The 11,138-nt window shown below is 70.1% G+C and carries 10 protein-coding genes; 6 read left to right on the forward strand and 4 right to left on the reverse strand.

The window, feature by feature from the left end:
* Position 1 precedes the first annotated feature (1 nt).
* Positions 2-517: a MarR family winged helix-turn-helix transcriptional regulator gene (locus MTE01_RS16385; RefSeq protein ID WP_116238836.1), complete on the reverse strand. Its 516-nt coding sequence runs from the start codon at positions 515-517 to the stop codon at positions 2-4.
* 66 nt (positions 518-583) lie between these two features.
* Here MTE01_RS16385 and MTE01_RS16390 point away from each other — a divergent pair, with 66 nt between their 5' ends.
* A complete protein-coding gene (locus MTE01_RS16390) occupies positions 584-1,804 on the forward strand; it encodes an FAD-dependent oxidoreductase (RefSeq protein WP_141378404.1) in 1,221 nt (406 codons plus the stop codon).
* Between the two features lie 123 nt (positions 1,805-1,927).
* Here MTE01_RS16390 and MTE01_RS16395 read toward each other — a convergent pair whose 3' ends face one another.
* Positions 1,928-2,452 (reverse strand): adenine phosphoribosyltransferase, encoded by a 525-nt coding sequence (locus MTE01_RS16395; protein WP_103207036.1) that lies wholly within the window; start codon positions 2,450-2,452, stop codon positions 1,928-1,930.
* Between the two features lie 343 nt (positions 2,453-2,795).
* Here MTE01_RS16395 and MTE01_RS16400 point away from each other — a divergent pair, with 343 nt between their 5' ends.
* The 4 genes from MTE01_RS16400 (at position 2,796) to MTE01_RS16415 (ending at position 6,924) form a co-directional block, all read left to right on the forward strand.
* Complete coding sequence (locus MTE01_RS16400; RefSeq protein ID WP_141378405.1) at positions 2,796-4,475, forward strand: glycoside hydrolase family 13 protein; 1,680 nt, start codon at positions 2,796-2,798, stop codon at positions 4,473-4,475.
* Positions 4,476-4,516: 41 nt separating this feature from the next.
* On the forward strand, positions 4,517-5,518 hold the full coding sequence (locus tag MTE01_RS16405; RefSeq protein ID WP_141378406.1) for a LacI family DNA-binding transcriptional regulator: 1,002 nt from the start codon (positions 4,517-4,519) through the stop codon (positions 5,516-5,518).
* A 307-nt stretch (positions 5,519-5,825) separates the two neighbouring features.
* Positions 5,826-6,608, forward strand: coding sequence for a cutinase family protein (locus MTE01_RS16410; protein WP_218026379.1), 783 nt, complete (start codon positions 5,826-5,828; stop codon positions 6,606-6,608).
* A gap of 58 nt (positions 6,609-6,666) precedes the next feature.
* Positions 6,667-6,924, forward strand: a complete 258-nt coding sequence (locus MTE01_RS16415) for a hypothetical protein (protein WP_141378408.1) — start codon at positions 6,667-6,669, stop codon at positions 6,922-6,924.
* 173 nt (positions 6,925-7,097) lie between these two features.
* Here the strand turns inward: MTE01_RS16415 and MTE01_RS16420 are convergent, their stop codons facing one another.
* Complete coding sequence (locus tag MTE01_RS16420) at positions 7,098-8,345, reverse strand: DUF4190 domain-containing protein (protein ID WP_141378409.1); 1,248 nt, start codon at positions 8,343-8,345, stop codon at positions 7,098-7,100.
* Between the two features lie 138 nt (positions 8,346-8,483).
* Positions 8,484-9,677 (reverse strand): NAD(P)/FAD-dependent oxidoreductase, encoded by a 1,194-nt coding sequence (locus MTE01_RS16425; RefSeq protein ID WP_141378410.1) that lies wholly within the window; start codon positions 9,675-9,677, stop codon positions 8,484-8,486.
* Between the two features lie 205 nt (positions 9,678-9,882).
* Between MTE01_RS16425 and MTE01_RS16430 the strand changes: the two genes are divergently transcribed.
* Positions 9,883-11,097 (forward strand): amidohydrolase, encoded by a 1,215-nt coding sequence (locus MTE01_RS16430; protein ID WP_141378411.1) that lies wholly within the window; start codon positions 9,883-9,885, stop codon positions 11,095-11,097.
* The last annotated feature ends 41 nt before the right edge of the window (positions 11,098-11,138 follow it).

Raw genomic sequence — 11,138 nt, forward strand, 5'->3', positions numbered from 1 at the left:
GTCACGCGTCGATTCTGGTCGACGCGGGTGCGTCACGAAGCCGGGTGTTCGCGGCCGACGCCGCCTGCGTCATGCGCTCGAGAAAGGCGCGGATCACGCGCAGCTCGGCATCCGGTGTCTCGCGGACGGCGGCGGCGACCTCGGCGCCGGCGAAGCCGAGGAAGCGCTCGGTCCCCTCGAGGGCGGTGGCGGTGGGGCGCACGACCACGCGACGGCGGTCGTCGCCTTCGCGGTGGCGCGTGACGTACCCCGCGCGCTCGAGCCGGTCGATGAGCACCGACACCGCGCCCGAGGTCATGCCCATCTGTCGTGCGAGCAGAGCGGGCGACACCGGGCTGCCGGATTGCGCGGCCCACACGATCTGGCCGAGCGCCTCGGCATCCGAGACGGGAAGACCCATCCAGGTCGACAGGTGCCGATTGAGTTCGTCGGATGCCATCGCCCAGTCGCGAAGACCGTGCATCACCCCGACCTCGTCGTCGGACCAGGACGTGGAGAGCGCGTTCACGGAGGTCATGCAATGACTTTACAGTCAAGCGACTTTGCCGTAAAGCTATATGCACCGACCCCCGAGGAGACCGCCATGACCGCACCGCACGCCCTCATCACCGGCGCCAGCATCGCCGGACTGTCCACCGCCTGGTGGCTGCGCACGATCGGGTGGGACGTCACCGTCATCGAGAGGGCCCCGGCCTTTCGCGACGGCGGGCAGAACGTCGACGTGCGAGGGGTCGCGCGCGAGGTCCTCGAACGCATGGGCCTGACCGACGCGATCCGCGCGAAGAACACCACCGAGACCGGCACCGTGATCGTCGACGCCGATGACAAGGTCATCGCCGAGCTTCCCTCGGACGGGCCCGACGGTGCCACGGCCGAACTCGAAGTGTTGCGCGGAGACTTCGCGCGCGCCGTTCTCGAGTCCCTCCCGAAGGGCGTGCGTTTCGTCTACGGCGCGACCGTGACCGAGGTCGACGAGTCGCGGGCCGACCGGATCGTCGCCGTGACGACCGACGGCGAGCGCCTCGAGGCCGACCTCCTCATCGTGGCCGAGGGCGTGCGCTCAGCCACGCGCGACCTGCTCTTCGCGGAATCGGAGGTGGATGCCGATCCCCTCGGCATCACGATGGCCTTCGGAACGATCCCCCGGGCCGACGGCGACGACGACCGGTGGCGCTGGTACAACGCGGTCGGCGGACGCCAGGTGCACCTGCGCCCCGACCCCTACGGCACCATCCGCGCGATCCTGTCGTACGCGGGCGAGGACGACCTGGTCGGGCGCGACCGCGACGAAGCCCTGCGCGTGCTGCGCGAGCGTTACGCCGACGCCGGGTGGCAGGCGGAGCGTGTGCTCGACGGCTTCGATTCCTCCGACGACGTGTACATCGACGAACTCACGCAGATCCGGATGCCGGGATGGCACCGCGGACGCGTGTGCGTCATCGGCGACGCGGCGTGGTGCGTGACACCGATGGGCGGGGGCGGGGCGTCTTTGGCACTCATCGGCGGGTACGTTTTGGCGGCTTCCCTCTCGCAGGTCGAGGGGCGCCCCGACCGCGACCGGCTCGACGAGGCGCTCGCCTCGTTCGATGCGTGGATGCGGCCGCTGGTCGACGAGATCCAGGGTTTTCCGCGCGGGATGCTCAAGCTCGCGTACCCGCATTCGCGGCTCGGGCTCGCCGCGCGGGGCGTGCTCATGAAGGTCATGACCGCACCGCCCCTCTCGCATTTCACGGCGAAACTGACGCAGGTCGCCGACACCGACCGGGAGCTGCCGGCGTTACGAGCGTCGCGCGACGTCGCGTAAAACGTCGTCGCGGCGGGGCAGCGGCGTGCCGGACTCCGGAAGATCCCGGCATCCGCTCTCCCGCCGCCTCGCGGTTATCGCACCCGGATCACCCGGAGCGAGGCACGGGGTGGTCGACGCGCGTCAGACGTGGAAGACCGAGTGCAGGTCGCCGCCGAGCGCCTCGCGGCCACCCAACCCGTCGATCTCGAGCAGCGTCGCGATGCCGATGACCTCGCTGCCTACGGCCTCGAGCAGTTCGCGGCCCGCGCCGAGCGTGCCACCGGTGGCGAGAACGTCGTCGAGCAGCAGCACGCGAGCACCGGCTGCGGCGTCATCGTGCATCTCGATCCGCGCCGAGCCGTACTCGAGGTCGTACGAGACGCTCGCCGCGGGCCGGGGCAGCTTGCCGGCCTTGCGGATCGGCATGAGCCCCACGTCGGCGGCGATGGCCGCCGCCCCCGCGAGCAGGAAGCCGCGGGCCTCGACCCCGGCGACGGCGTCGAAGCGTCCGGCGAACGGCGCGATCAGCGCGTCGACCACGACCCGCAGCGCCGCGGCGTCGGCGAGCAGCGGCGTGATGTCGCGGAACACGATCCCGGGCTTGGGGTAGTCGGGGATGCTCGTGATGAGCGATTCAGCACGGGCGAGGGCGGAGGCGTCGGGCACCGACCCAGCCTAATCGCGGCGCCCGCGGGGCGGGGCTCGCGGGCGGCAGACGCACGGCGGGCGCGGACGGGCGGGCTCACGGTGGGCGCGGACCGGCGGGCTCACGGCGGGCGCGGACGGGCGGGCTCATGGCGGGCGCTCGCCCGACGCATCGAGTGTCCAAGACACCCGGACACTTCGAAAATTCGTCCGGGTGTTTTGGACACTCAAGGAGCGTTCACACCCCGAGGCGCGGACCGCTCGCACCCCGGCCGACACCACCCACCCCACCTCGCTACGCCCGCCGCGATTCACCCGCCGCCCACTTGACCACGATGCAAGCGCTTGCACTAACGTGGACACCATGACTTTCACGCAGGAAGAGGCGCAGGCCGACCTCGTCTCCGCGCCCGGCTCCGAGTGGTGGCGCACCGCCGTCATCTACCAGATCTACCCCCGCTCCTTCGCCGATGCATCGGGCGACGGCCTCGGCGATCTGCCCGGCGTCACCTCGCACCTCGACGACCTGAAAGAGCTGGGGGTGGATGCCATCTGGCTCAGCCCCTTCCAGACCTCACCGCAGAAGGACGCGGGCTACGACGTCGCCGACTACCGCGACGTCGACCCGATCTTCGGCACCCTCGCCGACTTCGACGAGATGCTCGCGGGTGCGCACGAGCGTGGCATCCGGGTCATCGTCGACCTCGTCCCGAACCACTCCAGCGACCAGCACGTCTGGTTCCAGGAGGCGCTGAAGGCCGCTCCCGGCAGCCCCGAGCGGGCGCGGTACATCTTCCGCGATGGCAAGGGCGAGAACGGCGAACTGCCCCCGAACAACTGGGAGAGCGTGTTCGGCGGCGGCATGTGGAAGCGCATCACCGAGGCCGACGGCACTCCGGGCCAGTGGTACCTGCACATCTTCGACGAGAGCCAGCCCGACTTCGACTGGACCAACGACGAGGTGCGTGCGGAGTTCCGCGACATCCTGCGCTTCTGGCTCGACCGCGGGGTCGACGGTTTCCGCGTCGACGTCGCCCACGGCCTCATCAAGGCCGAGGGCCTGCCCGACTTCACGCCCGACCCCGAGGGCGGCTCGATGGGCGGCGACGCCGAAGAGGTGCCGTACTGGGGTCAGCCCGGCGTGCACGACGTGTGGCGCGAGTGGCACGAGGTGCTCGCCGCGTACGACGGCGACCGCGCCCTGTGCGCCGAGGCGTGGCTGCCGACCATCGAGCAGACGGCTCTCTGGGTACGTCCCGACGAGATGCACCAGGCGTTCAACTTCCACTACCTCGAGACGAAGTGGGATGCCGCCGCCCTCCGCGATGTCATCTCGGAGTCGCTGAAAGAGTATGCCGCCGTCGGCGCCCCGAGCACCTGGGTCCTGTCGAACCACGACGTCGTGCGCCACGCCTCGCGCCTCGCGCTGACCGCCGAGAACCCCCAGGGCGCGGGAATCGGCCCGAAGTCCCCGGGTCAGCCCGATCCGGTGAAGGGCCTCCGCCGCGCCCGCGCGGCGACGTCGCTGATGCTGGCTCTCCCCGGTTCGTCGTACCTGTACCAGGGCGAGGAGCTGGGCCTGCCCGAGGTCATCGACCTCCCCGACGACGCGCGTCAGGATCCCACGTGGTTCCGCACGAACGGTGAGCGCTACGGCCGCGACGGCTGCCGCGTACCCATCCCGTGGACCGCGGACGCTCCCGCCTACGGCTTCAACACCACGGGCGCGTCGTGGCTGCCCCAGCCCGCCGAGTGGGCCGAGCTCGCGCACGATGTGCAGGTCGACGATCCGGCCTCGACGCTGACCCTCTACCGGTCGCTGCTCGCCGAGCGTCGCGAGCGGGGCCTCGGCGCGGGCCACCTGGAGTGGCTCGACGAGTACGGCGACGACGTGGTGGCCTTCCGCAACGGCTCGCTGCTGGTGGTGGCCAACCTCGGCGACGGACCTGTCGACCTGCCCGCGGGCGAGGTGCTCATCGCGAGCGGCCCCCTCGACGGCGATCGCCTGCCGACCGACACGACCGTCTGGATCGCGGCGGCCTGAGCCGCGGCATCCCGAACGCGTTCACCCGGAAGCACGAGACCGTGGTCGGTATCGATGACGTCGCCCGCGCGGCGGGGGTGTCGACGGCCACGGTCTCGCGCGCGTTGAGCGGGCGCGGGCCGGTCTCGACCGCCACCCGTGAGCGCGTGCTCGTAGCGGCGGAGGAGCTCGGGTACGTCGTCTCGGCGGCCGCGTCGAGCCTGGCGACCGGACGGGCGCGGGCGGTGGGCGTGGTCGTGCCGTTCCTCGACCGCTGGTTCTTCAGCACGGTGCTCGCGGGCATCTCCGATGCTCTCGTGCGCGAGGGCTACGACATCACGCTCTACAGCGTCAGCGGCGACCCGGTCGAGCGTCACCGCGTCTTCGACGACCACCTGCGCCGCCGCCGCATCGACGCGGTCATCACGATCGCCCTCGAACTGGATGCCGAGGAATCGGCGTCCCTGCGCGGGCTGGGCGTTCCGATCGTCGCGATCGCCGGGCCCAACCCGCTCCTGACGACCCTGACGGTCGACGATCTCGCCGTGGGACGCCTGGCGACGGATCACCTGCTCGCGCTCGGTCACCGGCATCTCGTGCACATCGGAGCGGATGCCGCGACCGCCGCGGGTTCGACCGTGCCGGGCCTGCGACGTCGAGGCTTCGTGGAGCAGCTGGCGGCAGCGGGTATCACCGACGCCGTGGTGGAGCCGGCAGACTTCACGATCGAGGGTGGCTCCGCCGCGGCGACCCGCGCCCTGACCGCCGCGAACCCGCCGACCGCGCTCTTCGCCGCCTCGGACGAGATGGCGATCGGGGCGATCCTCGCCGCGCGCGAACTCGGCCTGCGCGTCCCCGAGGACGTGTCGATCGTCGGTGTGGACGGACACGAGCTCGGCCGGTGGTTCTCCCTCACCACCGTCGATCAGTTCGCACGGGGTCAGGGAGGACGTGCGGCCGAGGCGGTGCTCGCCGCCCTCGACGGCGCCGAGCCCGGCCGGGGCCTCGGCACGTTGCCCTTCGAGCTGGTCGACCGCGGCTCGACGGCGGCGATGGCGCGCTGAGGCACCAGTCGGGACGACAAGACAGGGGCGGCCATGGTCCTTCTGTCCGCCCGCCATCAGCCACGACCATTCAGTCCACGTCGACGCGATGGGTGAACTCGAGGCTCAGCCTCATAGAACCAATGTACCCCGAAGTACCTACATACAGAATCACTCGTTCGTAACTATGTTCGCCTCAAGGAATTCATCCAAAGGGGGCACCATGTACAACTTCACCCGTTCGACCTCACGCGATGGGGGGCGCGCCAGCGGGCGCGCACGCGATCGAGGCAGCTGGAAGCGACGAGGAGCAGCGTTCGCTGCGGCCGTGGCCATCATCGTAGGAGGCGGAGCCGCCGCAACCCCCGCGCAGGCCCTTCCGCCTTCCAACCCGTGTGACGCATGGATGGTGATGATCGGTGTGCGAGGCACGGGGGCCCCCGCCGGTTCGAACCCTGGCCCCGGCGGCCGCGTCTGGCGCAGTGGCGGCATGGGCGACTTCGTCACATCCATCGCCAACGGTGTCGGCACCAACGCCCCCGACGCCCTGCAGGGCATGTATCGCGTGTCCTTGAACTACCCGGCGACGGCGACGGTCAACCCGATCGACTCCAGCGGTGCCTACATCAACAGCCGAAACGCGGGCGTCGCGGCGTTGAAGGCGGAGCTCCAGTACTACGCGTCCTGCGCACGGCCGCCTTCCGTCACCCTGATCGGCTACTCCCAGGGTGCCGACGTCATCGGGACCGCACTCGGCCAAGTGAGCCAGAGCATCAGGAGCCGCGTCCAGGCCGCGGTTCTGTTGGGAGACCCCAGCTATCGCCCGAACCAGCCGATCAATGCTCCTGGTTTGAACCCGGGGGGAAGCGGCATGTTCTCGCAGACGCGAACGGACGCCATCCAGAATGCGTTGAACGGTATGACCTCGTACGGGTGGAACGCCGACACGCAGTCGATGGGAACCCGCCAACACGTGCGCGAGTACTGTCTGTACGGGGACGCCGCCTGTCAGAACCAGATCGCAACCGGGTGGAACATTCATGGGCAGTACGGAGCGTGGGTCAATGCAGCAACCAATTACATCAACAACGTCGTCCTCGACATCGGGTAAGTTCACGCGCTACGGCGTCTGGTTTCTTCTGCCGGTTGCTGCTGTCGCGTGGGTCGTCGTGCTCGCCACCGGAGTCTCCATCATGGGAATGATGCGGACGGCGGGAGACCTCATCGATGCGGCCAGCATCAGCGCAATCGCCGCGTTCTTCGCGGTACCCGTTCTCGGCGGCGCCGCCATCCTGCTGGATGCCAATCGTCACCACGGGGCCGCGAGGATCACTCGGATCGCTGCATTCGTCCTCGTCGGCCTCATGCTCGCCCTCGTAGCGGCGCTGCTCACCGCGGCACTGGGCCAGACGTCGTCGGGAGGCTGAGTCTTTCATCGCCCGGGACATCGACAGGCGGAGGGGGCCAGCGAGAAGCTGGCCCCCTCCGTCATCTATCGTGTCGTCGCCCTCCCGACCGAACGGGCCCGGGGTGCATCGCACGAAGACCGAATCCCACCGATTCACATGAGACGGCTCGCGCTCCGACCCTCCGCCTGGCCTCAGCGCGCCGAACCTGCCAGTGACCCGGTCGTCTCCTGGACGGCGGGGTCGAAGAGCAGGCACGAGATCTCGCGGTCACCGTCGGCCCAGGTGCCCTCGGTGGGGGCGACGTACTGGTAGTTCAAAGCGGATTGGTCGTACGGAATGCCGACGAACGACGGGAACGCCGACTCGCAGCCCGTCTCGGCGGCCGAGGCGATGGCGTCGTCGCCGGGGAAGGAGCCCTCGGTCAGCAGGAAGCTGCTGAACACCTCGTAGGTGTGCGCGGTGCCGCACTCGACGATGTTGGACGAGCTGATGAATCCGCTCGGGACGTCGTCGAGGCAGACCCCGACGGGCAGGGTGAAGGTGTCCTCGTCGCCCGGAGCAGCCTCGCTGGGGCCGACGGTGACGCCACCGTCCTGCGGGAACGTGGGGACATCGAACGGGTCGGCGGAGGACGCCTTCGAACCGACGGTGAACGAGAAGATCAAGAGGCCGATGACGGCGAGGATCGTCAGGACGCTGATGACCGCGCCCGCCACGATGCCGGTGATCGCGAGACCGCGCCCCTTCTCGCCCGTGCGCTTGATCTGGGCGAGGGCGACCGCACCGGCGATGATGCCGCCGATGGGGAAGACGAAACCGAGGATGATCGCGAGGATCGAGATGCCGTTGGTGCGATCCGATGCGGCCGGCACGGTGCCATAGGGCGACGAGCCGTACGCGGGCGCGACCGTGTGAGCGCCGCCGACGGGAGCGCCGTCAGCCGGAGCGGCTCCGCCGTCGCCCGCAGAAGCCGCGCCGGGGTAGCCGGGAGGAGCGGGCGGCACCGGAGGCGCCCACGTGCTGTCGGTCGCGGCCGGCTGCTGCGCGTCGCCCGCGCCGGAAGGGGAAGCAGGCACACCCCCGACCAGCACGCCCTGCTCGGCCAGCCGAGCGCCCGCACGGTGAGCTGCATCGCGCACGACATCGCCGACCTTTGCGGCGCCGATCGCCCCGCCCTTGAAGAAGCCGCCCAGAGTGGAGTGCTCGAACGACGCGAGAGTCCCCTCGGGGATCTCCGAGAAGTGCACGTCGAAACGGACGTGCATGTCCTGTCCCGCGAACGCCCCGGCGACCAGGGTGGTGCCCATGCTCCCGCGCGACACGTCGAGGGATCCGGATGCCGTGGGCTGGGCCGTGAAGCCCTGTTCGGCGAGCGCGTAGCCGACCGCGTCTCGTGCGGAGTCGACGGGGACGGAGAGGCGAAGTTCGGCGGTGGCCATCGGATGCTCCTGGGGGATCACGGGCTGAAGACACTCAGCGCGCGTCCAGGTTAGTCCTGCGGCGCGGTCCGCACGACCGGATCGTCCGCAGCAGGGCGGGAGCGAACGAGGGGTCTCGCCTCCCGCCCGCCCGCCGGATCAGCGGATGCGACCGACGAGATCGTCGCGCGTCAGGGTGTCCGCCTCGGCGAGGACCGCGCGGGCGGCATCCCGAGCCTCCTCCACGTTCCACAGCAGGACGCCGACGACGCGGTCGTCGTCGAGGTAGTAGACGACCCCGCGGTCGGTGTCGATCCAGTCCTCGACCGTCTCGAGCGAGGAGTCGAGCGTGCCGACCGCCTCGTACCGGATGCCGAAGACCGCCGAGTAGTAATAGGGAGTGTGCGTGTAGGGCTCGGCAGCCCCCGCGAGGTTGCGACCGGCGGCCCTGCCCTGCTCGTTCGCGTTGTCGACGTGTTCGACGCGACGGCGCCCGAGCAGACGGTCGGGGTAGCTCGCGACATCGCCCGCGGCGTAGACGTCGTCGGCCGATGTGCGCAGCTGCGCATCGACGTGCACGCCGTCGTCGACCTGAAGACCCGCCTTCTCGGCCAGGTCGACGGCCACTTCGATGCCGAGGCCGCTCACGACGGCGTCCGCGCTCACCTCATCGCCGTTCTCGAGTTCGAGGCGGGCGCCCGTGGCATCCACTTCTCCTCCTGCGACTTTGGAGCCCGAGACGATCTCGACGCCGGCGTCGCGGAAGAGTTTCTCGAAGCGCTCGGCGAGCGCGGCCGGGAACACCGCATCGCCGAGCACCGAGCCGGTGTGGATCAGCACGGTTTCGACGTCGTTCTGCACAAGGGCCGCGGCGAGCTCGGAGCCGATGTAGCCTCCGCCGACCACGGCGATACGGTCGACGTCCTTCGCGAGAGCCCGGAGGTGCCGGTAATCCTCCGCGGTGCGGAAGGTCAGCGCACGCTCACCGTTCGAGTGGTCCTCGATGGGGAGGGGCACGGGCTTGCCGCCGGTGGCGATGAGGAGTTTGCCGTACGAGAACGTGTCGCCGTCGGCATCCACTTCGTGCGCGTCCGGGCGGATCGCCGTGGCGCGCGTCTGCAGCCGGATATCGGCGCCCGTGTCGTCGGAGGTGCCGAGGGGCACCTTGTCCCACGTGAACTCTTCGTCGGTCCACAGCTTCTTACTCAGGGCGGGGCGCGTGTAGGGCTCGTCGACGTCATCGCTCAGGATGCCGATCGAGCCGTCGGCGTCGATCTCGCGGATGCCGCGGGCGGCGGTGTCGGCGACCATTCCGCCGCCGACGATGAGGTAGTCGAAGTGTGTGGTGGTCATGGCGAAAGCGTTGCCGCTCGACCTGGCCGGAGCGGATGGGTTGCGGGTGTCCCCGGCATCCGGTAGCGGTGCGGTGGCCCCGCCGCCGCTCGCTCGTCGAGTGTCCACGACACTCCGTCAGCCCATCGCTCGGTACGGCGTTTCTTGGACATTCGACGGGGAGGAGCCCGACCGCGCGCGGGTGCGGCGAACTAGGCTCGGAGACATGAGCGTCGACCTCGAAAGCCTCTACACCGACCTGCACGCCCACCCGGAGCTGTCGTTCCAAGAGACGCGGACGGCGGGTGTCATCGCCCGCCATCTGGCCGACCTCGGGCTCGAAGTCGAAGAGGGAGTGGGCCGCACCGGCCTCGTCACGAGCATCGTCAACGGCGACGGTCCGGTCGTGTGGCTGCGCGCCGACATGGACGGCCTGCCCGTCGAGGAGCAGACCGGTCTCGCTTACGCCAGCACCGCTCGCGGCACCGACCCGGCGGGCAACTCCGTCCCCGTCATGCACGCGTGCGGCCACGACATGCACGTCACCGCGCTGGTCGGAGCCCTTGAGCGCCTCGTCGCCACGCGCGAGGAGTGGTCGGGAACCGTCATCGCCGTCTTCCAGCCGGCCGAAGAATACGGCGCGGGCTCGAAGGCGATGATCGCGGACGGCGTCCTCGACCGATACCCGAAGCCCGACATCGTGCTCGGCCAACACGTCACCCCCCTCCCCACCGGAATGATCGGCGTGCGCCCGGGCACCCAGATGGCGGCATCCGACGGCCTCACCGTGGTGCTGCACGGCCGCGGCGGTCACGGCTCGCGCCCGCACTCCACGATCGACCCGGTCGTCATGGCCGCCGCCACCGTCATGCGTCTGCAGACCGTCGTCTCGCGCGAGGTCGACCCCCGCGACGTCGCCGTGGTCACCGTCGGCTCGATCCACGCGGGCCTGAAGAACAACATCATCCCCGCCGAGGCCAAGCTCGAGCTCAGCCTGCGCTACCCCGACGACGCCGCGCGCGAGCGCGTCATGACCAAGGTCGAGCGCATCATCCGCGCCGAGGCCGACGCTTCGGGCGCCGAGCAGACGCCGACCATCACCACCGACCACACCCTGCCGCCGACCATCAACGACGCGGATGCCACAGCCCGCCTCACCGCGGCATTCCGGCGCTCGTTCGGCGAGGGCTCGGTCGTCGACCCCGGCATGTTCACCGGCAGCGAGGACGTGTCGTGGTTCGCCCGCGAGTCGGGCGCTCCGCTGGTGTTCTGGTTCTGGGGCGGTGTCGACCCCGAGACGTTCCAGAAAGCGTTCGCGGGCGGCACCATCGAGCGCGACATCCCGACGAACCACTCCCCGCACTTCGCGCCGGTCATGCAGCCGACGATCGACCGCGGCGTCGAGAACCTGGTGGTCGCGGCGCGGGAGTTCCTGGGCTGAACGCGCTTCGACCTTCGGAGCGGGCCGGCTTCGCCGGCCCG

It is taken from the genome of Microbacterium testaceum (genome assembly GCF_006539145.1).
In the GTDB taxonomy this organism is placed as follows: domain Bacteria; phylum Actinomycetota; class Actinomycetes; order Actinomycetales; family Microbacteriaceae; genus Microbacterium; species Microbacterium testaceum.

Coding starts and splice junctions, on each gene's coding strand:
- MTE01_RS16420 (WP_141378409.1), bottom strand. CDS start 8,345: ATGGCCACCGCCGAACTTCGCCTCTCCGTCCCCGTCGACTCCGCACGA.
- MTE01_RS16385 (WP_116238836.1), bottom strand. CDS start 517: ATGACCTCCGTGAACGCGCTCTCCACGTCCTGGTCCGACGACGAGGTC.
- MTE01_RS16400 (WP_141378405.1), top strand. CDS start 2,796: ATGACTTTCACGCAGGAAGAGGCGCAGGCCGACCTCGTCTCCGCGCCC.
- MTE01_RS16430 (WP_141378411.1), top strand. CDS start 9,883: ATGAGCGTCGACCTCGAAAGCCTCTACACCGACCTGCACGCCCACCCG.
- MTE01_RS16390 (WP_141378404.1), top strand. CDS start 584: ATGACCGCACCGCACGCCCTCATCACCGGCGCCAGCATCGCCGGACTG.
- MTE01_RS16425 (WP_141378410.1), bottom strand. CDS start 9,677: ATGACCACCACACACTTCGACTACCTCATCGTCGGCGGCGGAATGGTC.